General features: G+C 70.3%; 21 protein-coding genes. 10 read left to right on the plus strand and 11 right to left on the minus strand.

All coding sequences use genetic code 11. The features are described from left to right. Positions 1-730: ribonucleotide reductase N-terminal alpha domain-containing protein (locus SD626R_RS09425; RefSeq protein WP_303645076.1), on the minus strand; the 730-nt coding region annotated here is incomplete at its 3' end. Positions 731-1162: 432 nt separating this feature from the next. Between SD626R_RS09425 and SD626R_RS09430 the strand changes: the two genes are divergently transcribed. Further along, entirely contained in the window at positions 1163-1402 is a 240-nt protein-coding gene (locus SD626R_RS09430) for a DUF8029 family protein (protein ID WP_092565995.1), read from the plus strand. 63 nt (positions 1403-1465) lie between these two features. Here the strand turns inward: SD626R_RS09430 and SD626R_RS09435 are convergent, their stop codons facing one another. Together SD626R_RS09435 and SD626R_RS09440 are read right to left on the minus strand one after the other, a co-directional pair. Further along, on the minus strand, positions 1466-3733 hold the full coding sequence (locus tag SD626R_RS09435) for a CDC48 family AAA ATPase (protein WP_092565997.1): 2268 nt from the start codon (positions 3731-3733) through the stop codon (positions 1466-1468). Next, on the minus strand, positions 3730-4020 hold the full coding sequence (locus SD626R_RS09440; protein ID WP_092565999.1) for a DUF7127 family protein: 291 nt from the start codon (positions 4018-4020) through the stop codon (positions 3730-3732). Before SD626R_RS09440 ends, SD626R_RS09435 begins: the two co-directional genes overlap by 4 nt. A gap of 195 nt (positions 4021-4215) precedes the next feature. On the opposite strand from SD626R_RS09440, the gene SD626R_RS09445 reads away from it, so the two are divergent. The 4 genes from SD626R_RS09445 (at position 4216) to SD626R_RS09460 (ending at position 8195) form a co-directional block, all read left to right on the plus strand. Next, positions 4216-5001: an alpha/beta fold hydrolase gene (locus tag SD626R_RS09445; protein WP_092566001.1), complete on the plus strand. Its 786-nt coding sequence runs from the start codon at positions 4216-4218 to the stop codon at positions 4999-5001. 295 nt (positions 5002-5296) lie between these two features. Next, positions 5297-6055: a DUF2391 domain-containing protein gene (locus tag SD626R_RS09450; RefSeq protein ID WP_092566003.1), complete on the plus strand. Its 759-nt coding sequence runs from the start codon at positions 5297-5299 to the stop codon at positions 6053-6055. Between the two features lie 70 nt (positions 6056-6125). Further along, positions 6126-6518: an Hsp20/alpha crystallin family protein gene (locus tag SD626R_RS09455; protein ID WP_092566005.1), complete on the plus strand. Its 393-nt coding sequence runs from the start codon at positions 6126-6128 to the stop codon at positions 6516-6518. 3 nt (positions 6519-6521) lie between these two features. Continuing rightward, complete coding sequence (locus SD626R_RS09460; RefSeq protein ID WP_092566007.1) at positions 6522-8195, plus strand: ABC1 kinase family protein; 1674 nt, start codon at positions 6522-6524, stop codon at positions 8193-8195. 18 nt (positions 8196-8213) lie between these two features. Here the strand turns inward: SD626R_RS09460 and SD626R_RS09465 are convergent, their stop codons facing one another. The 3 genes from SD626R_RS09465 to SD626R_RS09475 all read right to left on the minus strand — a co-directional run bounded on the left by SD626R_RS09465 (position 8214) and on the right by SD626R_RS09475 (position 11049). Next, entirely contained in the window at positions 8214-9365 is a 1152-nt protein-coding gene (locus SD626R_RS09465; RefSeq protein ID WP_092566008.1) for a site-2 protease family protein, read from the minus strand. Positions 9366-9581: 216 nt separating this feature from the next. After that, positions 9582-9842: a DUF7123 family protein gene (locus SD626R_RS09470; RefSeq protein WP_092566010.1), complete on the minus strand. Its 261-nt coding sequence runs from the start codon at positions 9840-9842 to the stop codon at positions 9582-9584. A gap of 346 nt (positions 9843-10188) precedes the next feature. After that, entirely contained in the window at positions 10189-11049 is an 861-nt protein-coding gene (locus SD626R_RS09475; RefSeq protein ID WP_092566012.1) for a molybdopterin synthase, read from the minus strand. Between the two features lie 163 nt (positions 11050-11212). Here SD626R_RS09475 and pyrH point away from each other — a divergent pair, with 163 nt between their 5' ends. The 4 genes from pyrH (at position 11213) to SD626R_RS09495 (ending at position 15046) form a co-directional block, all read left to right on the plus strand. Further along, positions 11213-11938, plus strand: a complete 726-nt coding sequence (gene pyrH / locus SD626R_RS09480; protein ID WP_092566014.1) for a UMP kinase — start codon at positions 11213-11215, stop codon at positions 11936-11938. Then, positions 11935-13677, plus strand: coding sequence for a lysine--tRNA ligase (lysS, locus tag SD626R_RS09485; RefSeq protein ID WP_092566016.1), 1743 nt, complete (start codon positions 11935-11937; stop codon positions 13675-13677). Before pyrH ends, lysS begins: the two co-directional genes overlap by 4 nt. Then, the gene (locus SD626R_RS09490) at positions 13678-14010 is read left to right on the plus strand and encodes a DUF7573 domain-containing protein (protein WP_092566018.1); all 333 of its coding nucleotides are present in this window, start codon (positions 13678-13680) and stop codon (positions 14008-14010) included. It begins immediately after the preceding gene. Positions 14011-14083: 73 nt separating this feature from the next. Next, on the plus strand, positions 14084-15046 hold the full coding sequence (locus SD626R_RS09495) for a sensor histidine kinase (protein ID WP_092566020.1): 963 nt from the start codon (positions 14084-14086) through the stop codon (positions 15044-15046). Between the two features lie 40 nt (positions 15047-15086). Here the strand turns inward: SD626R_RS09495 and SD626R_RS17255 are convergent, their stop codons facing one another. The 4 genes from SD626R_RS17255 to SD626R_RS09510 form a co-directional block, all read right to left on the minus strand. Next, positions 15087-15221, minus strand: a complete 135-nt coding sequence (locus SD626R_RS17255; protein WP_255310138.1) for a hypothetical protein — start codon at positions 15219-15221, stop codon at positions 15087-15089. A 149-nt stretch (positions 15222-15370) separates the two neighbouring features. Beyond that, positions 15371-15667: a DUF5808 domain-containing protein gene (locus SD626R_RS09500; protein WP_092566022.1), complete on the minus strand. Its 297-nt coding sequence runs from the start codon at positions 15665-15667 to the stop codon at positions 15371-15373. Between the two features lie 86 nt (positions 15668-15753). Then, positions 15754-17466 (minus strand): bifunctional N(6)-L-threonylcarbamoyladenine synthase/serine/threonine protein kinase, encoded by a 1713-nt coding sequence (locus tag SD626R_RS09505; RefSeq protein WP_092566024.1) that lies wholly within the window; start codon positions 17464-17466, stop codon positions 15754-15756. Positions 17467-17477: 11 nt separating this feature from the next. Next, positions 17478-17786, minus strand: coding sequence for a 30S ribosomal protein S24e (locus SD626R_RS09510; protein ID WP_092566026.1), 309 nt, complete (start codon positions 17784-17786; stop codon positions 17478-17480). Positions 17787-17947: 161 nt separating this feature from the next. On the opposite strand from SD626R_RS09510, the gene SD626R_RS09515 reads away from it, so the two are divergent. Further along, positions 17948-18535, plus strand: coding sequence for a hypothetical protein (locus SD626R_RS09515; protein WP_092566028.1), 588 nt, complete (start codon positions 17948-17950; stop codon positions 18533-18535). Positions 18536-18566: 31 nt separating this feature from the next. Here the strand turns inward: SD626R_RS09515 and SD626R_RS09520 are convergent, their stop codons facing one another. Then, positions 18567-19145, minus strand: a complete 579-nt coding sequence (locus tag SD626R_RS09520; RefSeq protein WP_092566030.1) for a GTP-dependent dephospho-CoA kinase family protein — start codon at positions 19143-19145, stop codon at positions 18567-18569. Positions 19146-19182: the final 37 nt, after the last annotated feature.

The raw sequence follows: 19182 nt of genomic DNA on the forward strand, positions 1-19182 counted from the left end.
TCGTCTCGCACATCTGGTCGAACGTCCGCATGAACGTGATCGGGCCGGAGGCGATGCCGCCGGTCGAGCCGACGGAGTCGCCGTAGGGCCGGAGCTTCCAGAACGCGTACCCCATGCCGCCGCCGGACTGGAACACCTCGGCCGCCTCCTTGGCGGTCTGGTGGATGTCGGTGATATCGTCGGCGGGAGAATCGACGAAGCAGGCGGAGAGCTGCTGGAGCTCGTCGCCCGCGTTCATCAGGGTCGGCGAGTTCGGCATGAAGGAGAGCCGCTCCATCCCCTCTCGGAACCGGTCCGCCGTCGCCTCGACGTGTTCGCGCACGCTTGCGGGCAGCTCGGGGACGACGGTGTCGTACGCGAACTTGTTGACGTTGTGCGCGGTCAGCGTCGTCTCCGCGTCGTCCTCGGCGGTCGTGCCGGCGCCGAACACCTCCTCGGCGAGCTCGTCGCGCCGCGGGTGGTCGGGTTTCACCTGGTCGGGCGTGACGGTGACTTCGACGCCCTGCTTCTCGGCCTCGAAGACCGCCTCCGCGAGCGCGACGTTGCGCGCGACGCGGTCGAACAGCTCCTCGGGGCTCTCGACGTTCTCCCCGTCCGCGTTCTTCCGGAGGTAGCGCGCGGGCAGGATGTTGTGGTAGGCGTTGGCGGTGAGGCGCTCCTCCATCGTGTCGCCCGTGGTTCGTTTGATCGGCAGTTCGAGTTCGTCGGCGGCGACGCCGTCGCTGCTCATTCGACGACCACCCCGCTCGGTTGACGTGCGTTCTGGCTCATATATGGTGTCTACGTACTGTCGCAGCAGGCCCTTTTGTGTTCCGCTCCCGGCCCGGATAGGTGGATACCTGTTCGATTCGGTATGTAATTCCCGGTCCGCGTCTCTGACGCCGGATTCGATTACGTTACATTCACACGTGTTCCGGACACATAAGCATGGCCAGAGCGGAGTGAAACTGGTCGTTTCCGTGAGAAACCGACCGACGTGACGGCTCTCCCACCGGAACAAAAGGGGGGTTGATTCCCCTCAATTTTCGCCGTCTTGTCCCGTGTCACCGCGATCGCGACCGTCGAACGGCCGACGCCTTCGGTCCGCTTCCGCAGTATTTACCGGTGTACGTATCAGAATTCAATAACCGCGGGCGAGCCCGCTCCGTTTCCCCACAAGCTTATGACCGCCGTGGTCGTGGGGCCGGACATGACCGCTTCGCTCGCCGCGTCGGCGTCGTCGCTCCCGCTTCAGGCCGGGCTCCTCGCGAGTCAGGCGGGACAGCTCCTCGTCGCCCTCGTCGCCGTCGCGCTCGTCATCGTCGTCGGCAAGTTCGTGCTGAAGCTCGCGTGGCGACTGGTCACGATCGGGATCGTCCTCGTCGCGGCGTTCTTCCTGCTGTCGACGGCGGGAGTGATCTGAAAATACGCTTCGTCCGCCCCGGTCAGCGGTCGGTCGCCCCGAGGGCTCCGGCCGGCGCTCCGACTACTGGAACGCGGTGCCGGGCTCGGCGTCCGCGCGGTTGACGTCCGACCGCTTGAACTGCTTCTCGATCTCCTCGTAGCGCTCCCGCGTCTCGGGAGTGACGCTCGGGTTCACCTCGCCGAGGGCGTCCTCGAAGTGCGCCATCGTCACGCGGACGTTGCCGACGGACTCGCCGACCTCCTCTCGCGGAACGCTCCCGATGAACTCCCGGGAGGCGTTCATCGAGGCCTCGCGGGCGACCGCTTCGAGGTCGGCGCCGACGTACCCCTCCGCGCGCCGGGCGATCGCGTCGAGGTCGACGTCGTCGGCCAGCGGCTTGTTCCGGGTGTGGACCTCCAGGATCTTCCGGCGCGCCTCCTCGTCCGGCACGGGCACGTGCACGTGGCGGTCGAGCCGGCCGGGCCGGAGCAGCGCCGAGTCGATGAGGTCCGGGCGGTTCGTCGTCGCGATGACGACCACGTCCTCCAGCGATTCGAGCCCGTCGAGCTCGGTCAGCAGCTGGGAGACGACGCGCTCGCCGACGCCCGAATCCCCGGAGTTCTTGCCGCGCTCGGTCGCGATCGAGTCGATCTCGTCGAAGAACACGATCGTCGGCGCGTTCTCGCGGGCCTTGCTGAACACCTCGCGGACGCCCTTCTCGGACTCGCCCACGTACTTGTTCAGCAGCTCCGGCCCCTTGATCGAGATGAAGTTCGACTCGCTCTCGTTGGCGACGGCCTTCGCGAGCAGGGTCTTCCCCGTGCCGGGCGGGCCGTACATCAGGACGCCCTTGGCGGCCTGCATGTCGAGCTCCTCGAACACCTCGGGGTACTCCAGCGGCCACTGGATCGTCTCGCGGAGCCGCTCTTTGGTCCCCTCCAGGCCGCCGACCTGGTCCCAGCTCACGTCCGGGACCTCGACGAACACCTCGCGGAGCGCGGAGGGCTCGATGCCCTTCATCGCCTCCTTGAAGTCGCTCTCCGTGACCTGGATGGAGTTCAGCACGTCGGCGTCGATCTCGTCGCTTTCGAGGTCGAGTTCGGGGCGGATGCGCCGCAGCGCGTGCATCGCGGACTCCTTCGCCAGCGACTCGAGGTCGGCCCCGACGAAGCCGTGGGTGTTCTCCGCGTACTCGTCGAGGTCGATCCCGTCCACGAGCGGCATGTTCCGCGTGTGGACCTGCAGGATCTCCTTGCGCCCGTCGCGGTCGGGGACGCCGACCTCGATCTCGCGGTCGAAGCGGCCGCCGCGCCGGAGCGCGGGGTCGATGGCGTCGACGCGGTTCGTCGCCCCGATGACGACGACCTCGCCGCGCTCTTCGAGCCCGTCCATCAGCGAGAGCAGCTGTGCCACGACGCGCCGTTCGACGTCGCCGCCGGCCTCCTCGCGCTTGGGCGCGATCGAGTCCAGCTCGTCCATGAAGATGATCGAGGGCGCCTCCTCGGACGCCTCCTCGAAGATCTCGCGGAGCTGCTCCTCGCTCTCGCCGTAGTACTTCGACATGATCTCCGGGCCGGAGATGTTGTGGAAGCTGGCGTCGATCTCGTTGGCGACGGCCTTGGCGATCAGGGTCTTCCCCGTGCCCGGCGGGCCGTGCAGGAGGACGCCCTTCGGCGGGTCGATGCCGAGCCGCTTGAACAGCTCCGGGTGCCGCATCGGCAGCTCGATCATCTCGCGGACCTGTTCGAGCTCGTCGTCGAGCCCGCCGATGTCCTCGTAGGCCACGTCCGGGCCCTCGCTGGCCCCGTCACCGCTCCCGCTCCGCTCGGCGAGCTCCTCGGCGGGGACCTCGGAGATCTCGATCTCGGTGTCGTCGGTGATGACGACCGTTCCCGACGGGGTAGTCGAGGCGACCTTCATCGGCACCGCCTGCGACTGGCCGCCCATCAGGCCGAAGCCCATCGACGTGCGGATCGTCTGGCCCTCGGTCACCGGCTGCCCGGAGAGCTTGTCGCGGATGAACGGGGCGATCTGCCCGCGCACCCGGAGCTGGCTCGGGAAGGCGATCGTGACCGACTCCGCCCGCGAGACGTCGACGTCCTCGACCGTCACGCGGTCGTCGATCCCGACGTTCGCCTCCTGGCGGAGCCGCCCGTCGATTCGCACGACGCCGGTGCCGTCGTCCTCGGGGTAGCCGGGCCAGACGCGGGCGATCGCGGCCCCGTCCGCGCCCTCGACGCGGACGATGTCGCCGCCGGAGAGCCCGAGCTCCTCGGCCGCGACGCGGTCGATCGCCGCGAGGCGGCGCCCGGCGTCCTTCTGCTTGAGCGGTCTGACGGTGAGTTTCATCGCTCCTCCTCCGTGTCCTCGTTCGTGTCGTCCTCGGTCACGTCGCCCCGCACCGTGACGACGCCGTTCGCGACCGCGCTCGACGCGGCCGGGCCCGGAAGTTCGAACTCCGACTCGACCGGCTCGCCGTCGCCCTCGACGACGACGATCGCCGTCTCGCCGACCGTGTCGACGCTCACGTTCGCGGCGTCGGCACCCAGATCGGCGGCGACGGTCCACCCGTCCTCGTACTCGAACCGGCGCAGCAGCGGACCGTCGCCGGTCGATCGGGTCTGTTGGTGATTCATGCTAACTACAAGTTAGGCGCGAGGATATATAAACACATCGCTAAAAATCGCATGACGTGAGATATGGCGAGCGTATCGGTAGTGTTGCGGTTCGGGCTCGTTTCGAGCGGATCGACCCTCGTCTCCGCGCCGTGTCCTCCCCCTCGGAGGCGCCGCCCGCCGGACGTTTATACGCTCCCGCGCGGGAGGGCGACCATGGAGCGGGTCACCCACGACGGCCGCGACACCGCGTATCGGGCCTCCGACCGGGGCGGTGACGGGCCGACGGTCTGTTTCGTTCACGGGAGCGGCGGGACCAAAGACGTCTGGAAGGCGCAGGCGCGCCTGAGCGACCGGTTCCCGACCGTCGCGCTCGACCTCGCCGGGCACGGCGACAGCGACGACGTCGGCGCGTCGCCCGGCCCGGAGACCCTCGACGCCTACGCGGACGACGTCGTCGCCGTCGCGGCGGCGACGGACGCGACCGTCCTCTGCGGGAACTCCCTCGGCGGCGCCGTGGCGCTGTGGGTCGCCTTAGAGCGCGACCTCCCGCTCGACGGGCTCGTCCTCGCGGGGACGGGCGCGAAGCTCTCGGTCGCCGAGCCGCTGTTGGACGCGCTCGCGAGCGACTTCGACCGCGCGCTCGACCTCCTCCACGGGCCCGACCGCCTCTTCCGCGACGCCCCCCCGGAGTACACCGAACTCTCCCGCGCCGGTCTGCGCGAGTGCGGTCGCGCTGTCGTCGAGCGCGACTTCCGCACCTGCCACGCGTTCGACGTGCGCGACCGACTCGACGAGGTCGCGGCGCCGTCGCTCGCGGTCGTCGGCGAGCACGACGCCCTCACGCCCCCGGCGTACCACGACTACCTCGCCGACCGGATCGGCGACTGCGAGCGAGCGACGGTCGAGGGCGCCGCGCACCTCGCGATGCTCGAACGCCCCGCGGCGTTCAACGCGGTGCTCTCGTCCTTCCTCGCGCGTCGCTCGGGGGATTCCGAATAGGAGCGGAGCGGTTTCTCCGCGACCGAGGGGGGTCGATCGCGACTTCGGAGCCGCGAACGGCGGGGTGCGAGGGGTACGCCGAGAGGGGCACGCCCCGCTCAGAAACGGGTGGATCGGACAGTCGTCGTCGCACGGTACCGCTCGACGGTCGATCGCCGTGGGCTTCGGTCCTCGATATCGTCGCTACTCACCTGTGGGTCTTGTTACCACCCGACAATACATAAACGGTTCGCCGTCCTCCCGGACGAACCGGCGGCCGACACGCTTTTGCGACGTTGGCGTGGACCGATCGGCAATGGGTGGCGACGATTCGAGGCGCGGGTCCGTCGAGGCGAGCCCGCCTTCCGGCACGGACGGGTCGGCGGGCCCGGCCGACCGCGCCGTCTCGAACGACTCGCCCGAATCGCGCGCGCCCGAGAACCCCGACGTCAACGACCTCCTCGCGAAGCTCGACGCCCTGAGCGACACCGTCGACGAGGGGCACGAGCGGGAGAAGGTCCGCCAGACGATCTCGCTCGTCGAGCAGATGCCCGGGAGCGCGGCGTTCAGGACGCGGATCACGAAGTACACCTCCCGGGACATGGCCGAGGCGTTCGTCGGCGCGGTGCTGTTCGCACTCCCGCTGCTCGTCGAGGGCGGCGTCTTCGAGATCGCGGTGTGGTTCGCCGCGGTGACGCCGGGCGGCGTCCCCGTCTTCCTGCTCGCTCACGTCGGGTTCGTGCTGGTCATGACCGCCGGGCTGCTCTACTTCGCCGACTTCCGACAGATCGAGATTCAGCACCCGATCTTCGGGCTCATCCCGCGCCGATACGCCGGTATCCTGCTCGTCTCGCTGTTCACGTCCGTGCTCATGATGGCCCTCTGGGGACGGCTCCACGAGGGCGGTCCCGGCGGGCTCGAACGGGTCTCGCGCGTGGCGGTCGTCTGGGCCGGAGCCGCGTTCGGCGCGAGCCTCGGCGACATCGTCCCGGGCGAGTCGCAGGGACAGGACATCAACGACCTCGACTTCGACGACTTCGACGACATCGACCTGGACTTCGACCGCAACGACTGACCCGCCTCGGCCGCTCGTCGCGGTCCCCCCTTTCCACACCTTTTTCGCCGCGGCGACCGTACTCGCGTTTATGTCAGCGCTACGCGACGCGCTCCGGGACCTCCCGGACGCGGTGTTTGCGGACCTGCTCGAATCAGACGACGGGTACGTCCTCGTCGTCGACCTCCCCGGCGCGACCGCGGAGACGACCGAGGTCCTCGCCGAGGACGGCCGGATCGTCATCGAGGGGCGCCGCGACAAGGGGGTCCCCGAGGGGTTCCGCTACGTCAGCGAGGACCGGCCGCTGTTCCTCGACGCGGAGCTCCCGCTCCCGGGCGACGCCGACGGGAGCGGCGCGGACGCCGAGATGGACCGCGGGGTTCTGGAGGTCGAGATCCCGAAGCGGACCGGCGACGTCTCGCGCACCATCCCGGTCGACGACGCCGACGAGGACGGCGGCCCCGCCGGCGAGGCCGACGCCTGACGGGTGGTCACGCTGGTCAACCTTCGCGCCTACTGGCGGTTCGTCGTGGTCCTCCGGCAGTTCTCGCCGCTGATCGTCGCCTACTGGCGGGACCGGAAGCGGTTCCTCCTGTTCGGCGGGAGCCGCGAGGTCGACGCGGAGACCCAGCGCGAGCGCGCCGCGGTCCTCCTCGACATCCTGCTCACGCTCGGCCCGACGTTCATCAAGCTCGGCCAGATCCTCTCGACGCGGCCCGACATCCTCCCCCCGGCCTACATCGAGGTGCTGGAGGGGCTCCAGGACGACGTGCCCCCGGCCCCGTGGGAGGAGTCGCGCGTCGTCCTCGAAGACGAGTTCGGCCCCGTCGACGAGACGTTCGACGACTTCGACCGCGACCCGATAAGCGGCGCGAGCCTCGGCCAGGTGTACACCGCCCGCTACGAGGGGAACGACGTGGCCGTGAAGGTCCGACGGCCGGGGATCGAGTCGCTCGTCGAGGCCGACCTCCGGACGATCCGCTGGTCGATCCCGATCGTCAAGCGGTTCACCGGCAGCGGCCGGGCGTTCTCGCTGGAGAACCTCGCCGACGAGTTCGCGAAGACGATCCGCGAGGAGATGGACTACGAGCGCGAGCGCGAGATGCTCGAAGAGATCCGGGGGAACTTCGCAGATAACGACCGGATCCGGATCCCCACCACCTACGAGGCGGTCTCCGGGCCGCGGGTGCTCACCATGGAGTACGTGCCGGGCGTGAAGATCAACCAGCTCGACGAGCTCGACGCCGCTGGGTTCGACCGCAACGCCATCGCCCAGACGCTCCAGGAGGTGTACCTCCAGATGATCATCGACGACGGCGTGTTCCACGCCGACCCCCACCCGGGGAACCTCGCCGTCGACGACGACGGCACCGTGATCTTCTACGACTTCGGGATGTCGGGGCGCGTGGACCCGTTCGTCCAGGAGAAGATCGTCGAGTTCTACGTCGCCGTCGCCCGACAGGACATCGACGCCATCCTCGACACGCTGATCGCGATGGGGACCCTCTCGCCCGAGGCCGACCGCGAGGTGATGGGGAACGTGATGGAGCTGGCCATCGCCGACGCCAGCGGCGAGGACATCGAGCAGTACCAGGTGAACCAGATCATCGAGCAGGTCGAGTCGACGATCTACGAGTTCCCGCTCCGGCTCCCCCCGAACCTCGCGCTCGTGTTGCGCGTCGCGACCGTCGTCGAGGGGGTCTGCGTCACCCTCGACCCCGAGTTCGACTTCATCTCGACGGCGACGGAGTACCTCAGGGAGGAGGGGTACTACGAGCAGACCGCCCGCGACCTCGCCGAGGACGCCGGGCGTCAGGTCCAGCGCACGACCGAGGCGCTGTTCACGGTCCCGCCGAAGGCCGACGACTTCCTCGAACGGGCGAACCGCGGCGACCTCCACGTCGACGTCACGATCGAGGACGACTCGAACGTCCTCGACAAGCTCGCGATGCGGATCGCCTACTCGGTGCTGCTCGCGGTCGGCGTCCTCTCCGCGACGATCCTCTACTCGTTCGCGGACGCCTGGCGGCTCGCGGGGGTCGTCCTCCTCCTCGCGGTCCCGCTCGCGGTCGCGCTCTACCGCTCGTTCCGGAAGAAGCGCGGCATCCGCGCCACCCCCCAGTTCACGAGACAGGGGATGAAACAGCGCCGAGAGGACTGACCGGGGACCGCCCGCCGATCAGGCTCCGACGACCTGGATCGGAACGAGCAGGAAACAGAGCGCTCCGAGGCCGAACGTCGCGAGTCCGACGGCGATCCGGGGCCAGCCGAGCCGCTCCTCGTCGGCGGGGTTCGCCGGCCCGTTGAACGCGATCACCAGTGCGAACACCCCCCAGAACGCCCACAGCCCGACCGACTCGTCGAGCCCGAGGCCGCGCCAGAAGTAGAGGTACGCGGCGACGGAGAAGAGCGCGCCGGGCACGAGCGCCGCGATCGTCTCCTGGCGCGGCCCGACCATCGCGCGGACGATGTGACCCCCGTCGAGCTGGCCGACGGGCAGGAGGTTCAACAGCGTGAAGAACATCCCGACCCAGCCGCCGATCACCACCGGGTGCGCGGTGAGCGTCGGGTCCTCGTACCCCGTGGGCTGGCCGACGAGGGCGGCGATGATGTCCAGCAGCGGCGGGTTGTTGAACCGGATCACGGTCCCGGAAGCGTTCGCGAGCTCCGCGGGGACGCGGATCGGGTCGAGCGAGAGGCCGATCGCGGTGACGACGACGGTGGCGACGAGCCCCGCGATCGGTCCGGCCGCGCCGATGTCGAACAGCACCTTCCGGGAGGGCATCCGCCCGCGCATCCGGATCACCGCCCCGAGCGTGCCGAGCGGTGGCAGGAACGGGATGACGTACGGGAGCGACACGTCGACGCCGTGGTACCGGCCGGCGGCGTAGTGGCCGAGCTCGTGGGTCATCAGGACGCCGAGCACCGCGGCGGTGAACGGCCACGCCCGCAGCGCGGTCAGCGGGTTCGCGGTGATATCCGCGATCGGGACGTAGAACCAGCCGACCGCGCCGACGAACAGCGTGGACAGGACCGTCGCCGCGAACATGGCGACGTTGAGCCACGGGATCCCGTCCCGACCGCGGTCGAAGGGCGTCGCGACGACGACGTGGCCGCTCTCGACCGTCTCCACGTCGACGTCGTACCCGGCGTCGCGGAACCGCGGGACCAGCTTCCGCAGCAGCGTGCGCTCCGGGATGTACGACTCCCCGACGTACCGGACGCGGCCGTCCTCCCGGCGGACCTCGTCGATCCGGAAGAACGTCCGGAGCGGCTCCGGACGCGGAACGTCGGACGCCCCCGACGGCTCCCCGTCCTCGTGTTCTGGCATCGTCGGTCGTAACTGGTCGGCGAGTATAAACCCCGCGTCGCCCGCCGCGCGCGGGGTGCGGGCGCCGCGGCGCTCCCCGAGCGTCGATAGCGCGCTTCGAGGAACGGTCGGCCCCGGAGGACGGGGGCTGGACTCGTCAGTAGGGAGAAAGCGGGGAGAAAGCGGGGACGCGCGGGAGCGCGTGATTTCGGGATCGGGCGGGCTCGACGGCGCTCCTCAGGCGGGCTCGATGCGCCAGGTCGTCGCGCCGGTGTACGACCACTTCTCGACGGTGAGTTCCGTGGCGGAGTCGCGGAGCTTCACCATCAGGGCGCCGATCTCCTTCGGCGAGAGGTCGACGTCGTCGGCGATGAACTTCCCCTTGAAGTACATCTCGCCGTCCTCGGCGCGGTCGAGCAGGTACCGCTTCAGCCGCTCTTCCTTGCTGAGGTCGTCGGTGGAGTCCGCGTTCGCGGAGGGGTTCGCAGTCGCGCTCATGGTACACTCCCCACTTGTCCCCGGAGGGTGTTATAAAGGTGAGACCGTTGGACGGTGTTCAGCGACTTTCACGGCGTTTCAGGCCGACCGCGGCGGCTAAAACGTGTCTGACGGACCGTTTATAACCGTTTCAGAACGGCTTAGACATTTTATAATACGTTTTGGAAATCTAACACCCGATTTGCTCTGCGACGCTTTTCGCGCTCCGGTAGATCGGTAGGAAACGAATATACAAGCAAAAATTGCTGGTATAATACGAACCGAGGCTTCGATCTCGTCGGCCGCGCGGCCGAGCGCCGGTCGGTCGCACCGGCCGAGCGCCGGCCGTCGTACGCTCGACCGACGGTCAGTCGCGCCGGTGGACCCAGAACTCCTCGGCCTCCGTGGTCTCCTTCTTGAAGATCGGTACCTCGTCTTTCAGCCGGTCGATCCCGTCCTCGACGGCCCGGAACGCCTCCCGTCGGTGACCCGCCAGGACGACGACGAAGACGATGTCCTCGCCCGCCTCGATCACGCCCGTCCGGTGGTGCATCCGGACGTCGAAGACGCCCTCACGCTCGGTCAGCTCCGCCGCGATCGCGTCCATGCGCTCCGCGGCGACGCCCTCGTACTTCTCGAAGGCGAGGTGGGTGGTGCGGTCGTCATCCGGCGCGTCCCGGGTTCGCACTCGACCGGTGAACGTCGCCACCGCGCCCGCGCGGTCCGCGTCCGCGGACCCCTCGACCCGCCGCACGAGCGTCTCGCGCGTGATCCACGGCTCCGCGGCGTCGAGGTCGGCGACGAGGCGATCGAGATCGACTCCCTCGGGCGCGTCCACCGTGGCGATCACCGTCCCGGGCACGTCCTCCGGGTCCGCGTTCCCTCCGATCAGGACCGTCGGGACCCGCAGTCGGGAGTCCCCGACGGCGACGAGGTAGTCGTGATCGGGGGCGAACCCGTCCAGGAGGTCGTCGAGGCCGCCGACGCGCCCGCGCCCGGTCCACTCGCCGTCCGCCGCGAGCGCCACCTCGGTGTCGGCGTCGGTCCGGCCCGTCGGAGACTCGACCGCGACGCCGCCGTCGGTGGTCTCGTCGCTCGCGTCGGCCCCGCCGAGGGGGCTGCGCTCCCCGTCGGCGCGGTTCACGACGGCGGTCCGGCCGTCGAGTCGGTCGGTGAGCGCCGCGGCTAGGTCCGCCGCGCCGGGGCCCGCGATCGCTATCGGTTGCATACCCGAGGGCGGGGTGCGAGCGGCTTAGGCGTTTCCCGGCGCCGGTCGGCGATCGCGGCGGCCGCAGGGATCTCCCGGTTCGCCCGCGAGGCCGACGCCTCGGGCTCGCCGGCGCGTCCGGGCTTGATAATGCTTAAGAGCGAGACAGGGGTATGCGACGGTAATGAGAGTCGTCGTTTCTATCGGCGGGAGCGTGCTCGCGCCCGATCTCGACCCCGACCGGGTGGCCGCGTACGCCGAGGCGGTCGAGCGGATCGCCGCCGACGGCTGCGAGGTCGGCGTCGTCGTCGGCGGCGGCGGCGTCGCGCGCGACTACATCGGGACGGCGCGCGACCTCGGCGCTAACGAGGTCGAGCTCGACCAGCTCGGCATCGGCACCACCCGCCTCAACGCCCGCCTCCTGATCGCCGCGCTCGACGGCCGCGCGAACCTCTCGCCGGCGACGGGATACGACGAGGCGGCCGCGGCCCTCCGGCGCGGCGAGGTGTCGGTGATGGGCGGCGTCACCCCCGGCCAGACGACCGACGCCGTCGCCGCCGCGTTCGCCGAGTCCGTCGACGCCGACCTGCTCGTGTACGCCACGAGCGCGAACGGCGTGTACGACGCCGACCCCGACGTCGACCCGGACGCGACCCAGTTCGGGTCGATGTCGCCGGCGGAGCTCGTCGACGTCGTCCTCCCGATGAGCCGCGACGCCGGCGCCTCGGCCCCCGTGGATCTGCTCGCGGCCAAGCTGATCGACCGGGCGGGGATCCGCTCCGTCGTCCTCGACGGCACGGACCCGGAGGCCGTCGTCGACGCCGTGCTCCGCGGCGACCACACCGGGACCGACGTGATCCCGATCGGCAGCGACGAGCCGACGTACTGGACCGGAGGGACCGACGCGTGAGCCGCGATGGCGACGCGGACGGTAACGAGGCGGACGCGAGCGGCGAGGCCGCCGACGACTCCCCGCACATCCTCTCCGAGGGGGCGCGGGACGCGACCGACGGAGACGACCGCGAGGCCCCCGCCGGCGAGTACCGCGCCTTCTGGGCAGACGTCGTCGCCGACGAGGTCGAGGCCCGCGACCCGGACGAGCCGATCGTGATCAAGGGCGGGGTCTCCCCCTCCGGCGTCGCGCACCTCGGCAACTTCAACGAGATCATGCGCGGCTACTTCGTCGCCGCGGTGCTCCGCGAGCGCGGTCACGAGGTCCGGCAGGTGTTCACTTCTGACGACAAGGACCCCCTCCGCAAGCTCCCGCGGAAGCTGGCGAACGCCGAGGGCGAGATCGTCGGCCTTGGCGAGGTGGACGCGGGCGCGCTGGGCCGCAACCTCGGGGTGCCGTACACCGCGATCCCGGACCCGTTCGGCGAGCGCGAGTCGTACGCGGCCCACTTCGCCGCCCTCCTGAAGGCCGACGCCGACAGGCTGGGCGTCCCGGTCGAGATGGTCTCGAACACCGAGCTGTACGCCGACGGCGACTTCGACGAAGTGATTCGGACGGTCCTCTCCGACCTGGACGGCGTCCGCGAGGTGCTCTCGGAGTATCAGGACAAGGTCGACGACGAGTACGTCCCGTTCAATCCGGTGTGTTCCGAATGCGGCAAGATCACGGAGACGGTGACGGCCGTCGACCTCGACGCGGAGACCGTCGACTACGTCTGTACGGACATGGAGGTCGGCGACGAGACGATCGAGGGCTGCGGCCACGAGGGGACCGCGACGTTCCGCGAGGGGAAGCTCCCGTGGCGCCTGGAGTGGCCGGGCCAGTGGGACGTGCTCGGCGTCGACTTCGAGCCGTTCGGCAAGGACCACGCGGAGGGATCGTGGCCATCCGGCGTCGACGTCGCACGGAACGTACTCGGCGTCGAGCCGCCCGTCCCGATGGTGTACGAGTGGTTCACGCTCAACGGGGAGCCGCTCTCATCGTCGGCCGGGAACCTCGTCACCGTCCCGGAGCTGCTCAACCTGCTCGAACCCGAGGTGCTCCGCTACTTCTTCGCGCTCTACCCGAAGAAGGCCCGCGACCTCGATATCGAGCGGCTCGACCAGCTCGTCGACCGGTTCGACCGCTTCGAGCGCGCCTACTTCGGCGAGGTCGACGACGAGGACCTGAGCGCCTTCGCCGAGCGCGCGTACCCGTTCGTCGTCGGGCGTGCCGACGACCCGCCCGAAGCGAAGCCCGTCCGGCTCCCGTACACGTTCGCGGCCGTGCTCGGGATGGTCGACGACCCCGACTTCCGCGAGCGGCTCGCCCGCGACGAGGGGCACATCCCGGCGGACGCCCCCGAGGAGGTCGTCGCGGCCGCGCTCGCCCGGGTCGAGAAGGCGCGGAACTGGGCCGAGCGCACCGGGAACGAGTACGACTACCGGCTCCAGACCGACCTGCCGGACGCCGCGTTCGACGACGACGTGGCCGCGGCGCTCGACGACCTCGCCGACTTCGTCGCCGCGGGCCACGACGGCGACGCGATCCAGGCGGAGATGTACGAGACGGCCCGCGCCCACGACGTCGACGTCGGCGACTTCTTCGCGGCCGGCTACCGGCTCTTCTTCGACGACACGCAGGGACCGCGGCTCGGCGAGTTCCTCGGCGAACTGGAGCGCGACTACGTCGTGGCGCGGCTCCGTCGCGAGGCGTAGATGGCCGAGGACTACTCGCTCGACGAGTTCGCCGGCGGCGACGGGAACGGAGAGAAGGAGTCGCCTGACGACGGCGATGACGAACGCGAAACGGGCGGCGACGAGGCAGACGGCGGCGACGCGGACGGGAAGGCGACGACCGACGCCGTCGAGGCGGTCACCGCCGACGGAGAGGACCCGACTGACGCGGCCGACCCGGTCGACGCCGCCCCGGCGACCTCGACCGCGGCCTGGACGACCGACGGGGCCGCCTGCGACCGGTGCGGCGAGTCGGTCCCGCGGCGCTGGTTCGACGACGGCGCCCTCGTCTGTTCCGCCTGCAAGGAGTGGTGACGCGATCAGATTTAAGACGGCCCGCGATATGGTTACTTACGACTGAGATAGACTGAGGTTTATAGACACCATTATGGAATTTTCTTTGGACCGGATCTACGGCCGCTCGCCGCGGTCCCTGACGGTCGGCTTCCTCTGTGCGGGGACGGCGCTCGTCCTCGCGGTCGACGCGGCGGTCGCCGCCGTCGGCGGCGACGCCGTCGCGTGGACGCCGGTCCGCCTCGCGGGCGGCTGGACGGTCGTCGGCGTCTCCTCGCTGTTCCTCTACGGCGCGTTGACCTATCACCGCCGCCGCGCCGAGGCGGCCCGCCGAGAGCTGGAGACCTCGAATCAGCAGCTCCAGGTGTTGAGTCGGGTGTTCCGACACAACGTCCGCAACGACCTCAACGTCATCCGGGGGTACGCGGACCTGCTCGGCGAGCGCGTCGACGACGACCGGAGCCGGGCGCTCTTAGAGACGATCCGGGAGACGACCGACGACGTGGTCGAGATAAGCGAGAAGCTGCGCGTCATCGAGGAGTCTTCGCCCGACGCGCCCGCGGAGCGGATCGACCTCGTCGAGGCGGTCCGCGAGGCGGCCGCGGACGTGGACGACTCGGACGTGACGGTGCGGATGGAGACGCCCGAGGAGGCGTGGATCTGCGCCGATCGGTCCGTGGAGTACCCGATCCGCGAGGTGTTCGAGAACGCGGTCACGCACAACGACGCGTCGACGCGACGGGTCGAGGCGCGGGTCGAGGAGAACGGGACGAGCACCTGTCTGGAGGTCAGCGACAACGGTCCGGGGATCCCCGAGGACGAGCGCGCGGTGCTGCGCGCGGAGCGGGAGACGCCGCTCTCGCACGCGAGCAGCATCGGGCTCTGGCTCGTCAAGTGGATGTGCGAGACGCAAGGAGGAACCGTCGGGTTCGAGGCGACCGACGACGGGACCACGGTCCGGCTCCGTTTCGAGTCCGTGACCGTCGCGGACCGGCCGGCGCCGGATCGGGCGGGAGCCGGGTCGGCGGCGGATTCGGAGCGTGTCGAGAACCGGTAGACCGACGCAGATGGGGACCAAGAGCGCGAGGGCGCTCCGGTCAGTCGAGCTCGGTGATCGTCACGGCGTACACCGCCCCGCAGTTGCCGCACTCGACGTGAACGCCGCGGCTCGCTTCCCCGCGCGTGAACTCGGATATCTCCTCCGAGCACGAGCATTCGAACTGAACTCTCATTGTTCCGGATACGGCGTTCCGGTATTTAAAATACGGCGTCCCGGAATCGATCGCGAGAACTGCGGTGTGAGCCGCGCCAGGCGTCCCCTGCAGCGACCGCAGCTATCGCGCCGGTCACGCCGACCGTGCCGGCCGCGGTACCGGCGCGCTCAGTCGTCCTCGACGATCACTTCGACGGGGCCGTCCCCGTCCGCGTCGGCCTCGGCCTCGCCGGCGTCGCCGCCACCGACGGACTGGCTCTGCTGGTAGTAGAGCCCCCCGGCGACCGCGAGGACGACCCACGACCGCCAGTTGGCGAGGTTCAGCGTGTAGCCGATGCCGAACGGCTTCTCGACCAACATCCCCTTGCCGGGCTGCCAGTACGAGGAGAGCAGCCGGCCGAGGCTCGGCCGCTCGAAGTTGTACGGGATCCCGAGTATCTCTCCCGAGGACGGTTTGTCTGCCATACCGGCACATCGCCCGCCGGGGATATAAATCGTGGCGGGACCGCGAGCTCGGCCTCGAGGTCTCGGCAGTCGCCTCGCGTCGTCGGCTACCGGTACCGTCCGCGTCCCTCGACGTCGCGCAGACGGTCGAGGACGTCGCCGTCGCCCGCCTCGGCGTAACCGGCCTCGAACGCCTCGATCAGCGGCTCGGGGTCGGTCGCCGTCGCGCGGACGGACCCTTCGAAGACGTGGAGGTCCATCGCGTGGTCCTCGACGTGCCCGGTGTGGTAGGCGAGCCCGAAATCGATGAGCGTCGCCCGCCCGTCGCCCCCTTCACGGCCCTCGATCCTGACGTTTCGCGTCGTCGGATCGCCGTGGACGATCCCCGCCCCGTGGAGCCGCGCGAGGTGGCGACCGACCGCCGCCGTCCACCGCTCGTCGAGGTCGGCGGCGAGGTCGCGGTCGCCGACGTACCCGAGCGTCAGCGTCGCCGCCGGCACGTCGACGTCGTACACCAGCGGCGTCGGCACGCCGACCCGCCGCGCCTCGCTCGTCAGGCGCGCCTCGGCGACGGTCCGGTCCCGCCTGAGCGCGCGGTCCAGTTCGGCGTGGCGATACCGCTTGGGGATCCGGCGCTTGACGACGCGACGCCCTTCGTTCCCCGCGGCGCTCTCGTCGTCGGCCGCCGCGATCTCCACGGTCGCCTCCGCGCCCCGCCGATCCGCGTCGCCGTCGCCGCCCCGCCGATCGGCCTCCCACCCTTCGCCCTCGGGCTCTTCGCCTCCCCGCCCGCGGGCGACCGACGCGTCGCCCTCGCGCCAGGTCACGGGGACCTGATCCGGCCGGAAGTCCGGGTCGATCGCGGAGTCAGCGATCGCGAGCGTGTCGCCCGCCGCCGCCATCTTCGCGCCTAACACGGCGATCATCCCCGCGTTGTCGCGGAGGAACCGCGGCTCGGGCGCGTGGAAATCGGCGCCGCGGGCCGCACACATCGTCGTCAGCATCTCGCGGAGCCGGTCGTTCTGCGCGACGCCCCCGCCGAGGACGAGCTCGTCCGCGCCGGTCAGCGAGAGCGCCCGCTCCGAGACCTCCGTGAGCATCGCGAAGACGTGTTCCTGCAGCGAAAAACAGATCTCCCCGACGGGCACCCCGTCGTCGTACGCGTCGTTGGCCGCGGAGCTGATCCCGGAGAAGGAGAAGTCCATCCCCTTGACCACGTACGGGAGGTCCACGAGTTCGGCGTCGGGGTCGCGCTCGGCGGCCGCCTCCGCGGCCGCGGCCTCCACCTTCGGGCCGCCGGGGTGGTCCCAGCCGACGTGGCGGGTGAACTTGTCGATGGCGTTGCCGACGCCGGCGTCCATCGTCTCGCCGAGCACCCGGTACCGCCGGTCGTGGTAGCCGAGCAGGTGCGCGTTCGCCCCGGAGGCGTTCAGGCACACCGGGTTCTCGAAGCCCGACCGGTGGCGACCGATCTCCAGGTGCGCCACCATGTGGTTGACGCCGACGAGGGGGACGTCGAGCGTCCCCGCGAGCGCCCGCGCCGCCGTGCCGACGGTCCGGAGACAGGGGCCGAGCCCCGGCCCCTTCGAGAAGGCGACCGCGTCGATCGCGTCCGGGCCGTGTTCGGCCTCGGCGGCGGTCAGGACCGCGTCGACGACCTCGGGGATCGCCTCGGACATGTGCTCGGCGGCCTCACGCGGGTGAATACCGCCGCTATCGGGCTCGTACGGGTCGGATTCGATGAGAACGGCGTCGGTCTCGGCGTCGTACAGCGCGGCGCTGGCGCACCACGCGGTCCCCTCGATGCCGAGAACGCGCATCCGGCGCGGCGTCAGGCCTCTTCGGCGTCCGCGTCGGCCTCGTCGCCGATCTTGTTGCGGTCGAGCATGTGGTCCTGTTCGACGTCGAGCGCGTCCTCGGCGGTGTCGTACGCCTTCGCGTAGCCGACCGTCTTGCGCATGCCGAACTTCGTGTTCAGCTCGTGGACGACGACCTCCTCGGAGGCCTTGTCCAGCTTGGCCGCGAGCGAGTCGCGGACCGAGAGACGGGAGGGCGTCGCCTCCTCGTGGGTCGTCTCGAATCGGATGTCCGTGCGGTGCAGCATCGGGTTCTCCTCCTCGGAGATGATATCGACGTCCATGGTTCAGTTAGGCGTATATCCCCTCGAAAGCTGTAAAAGGATTTCGAAGCGGGGGTGGCGCCGGAATCGCACCGCTCACGGCTGTGATCCGCGAATACCTCCCTCTCACAGTCGCTCACCGGAGACACGGTTTAGTCCGCCCGGCACGAACGATCGACCGGATGTCCGGCGATACGGACCCGTTCGTCGAGCCCGGGGAGCGAACTCGATACGACCTCCTGCGGTCGAAACACGTGATCGTGCCGCTGTCCGTCCGGACAAAGCTCCGGGCGTGCGGTCTCCTCGCGCTGCTGGCTGCGCTCGTCGGTCCGATCGCGGCGACCCTCCCGACGCCAGTCCGTGAGGCGTACTTCGCGGGAAACCCGGCGACGACCCGCCTGGGAGCCGCGGTGGCCGTGCTCGTCGGCGTCGCCGGTCTGACGGCCGCGACCGTCGGACTCACCGCCGTCGCGCTGTATCTCGACCGACACCCGGACCCGCCCGAGGAGCGGGCGTGGAACCTCATCGCCGCCGAGGACGCCGCCTCGGGCCTCGGCTTCGTCACCGGAACCCTCGGCGTCGTCTCCGGCGGCGCGCTCATCGCGAGCGGCCACTGGGGGACCGCCGCGGTCCGGCGGCTGATCGGGTGGGGGATCGAGCCGTACCTCGTCTACGAGCCGGTCCCGGTCACGCCGCGCCTCGCCGCGGTCGCCGGACTCGTCGTCGGTCTCGGCGCGCTGGCGTCGAGCGCGTACGTCGACTCGCCGTGAGCGGACCGTCTCGGAACCCGTCGCCGACCGATCAGTTGAGACCATCGGACGCCATCCCGAGCGCCTCGTAGGCCGCCGCGACGTCGCCGTTGAGCGCCTCGAACAGCTCTCGGGCCTCCGCGCGCGACGCCGGCGTGACCGCGACGCGGACCATCCCCTCGCCGGGCTGGCCGTAGACGACGCTCGCGCCGTCCGGCGCCGCGAGGATCGCCGGCAGGGCGGCCAGGTCCTCCTCGCCGGTCACCTCGACGATGACGGGGTCGGCGGCGGAGAGCGCCTCGCCGAGCGCCGCGAGGAGTTCGGCAGACAGCGACGCGGCGGGGTTCTCGACGCGCACGCGGCGGCCGTCCGCGGCCGCGAGCGCGGACTCGATCGCCGCGTCGACCGCCTCGCGCTCGGTCTTCCCGTCGACCAGCGCGACGTCGGGAACGCGGCCCGCCTCCCGCAGGTGGTACGTCACCACGTCCCCCACCGCGACGAGGGGGGCCTCGGGCGCGCCCCGCTCGTCGCGGGTCTCGGCCGCGGCCGCGAGCAGCTCGTCGGCGTCCGTCGTCACCGGGCCGAGCGGCTCCTTGAACGCGTCGCGCATGGCGTCCGGAAGGGTAAGCATGGGTTAGGGGTGACGTGAAATCCCGACCGCTGCCGCC

Source organism: Halorubrum sp. SD626R (assembly GCF_001261915.1).
In the GTDB taxonomy this organism is placed as follows: domain Archaea; phylum Halobacteriota; class Halobacteria; order Halobacteriales; family Haloferacaceae; genus Halorubrum.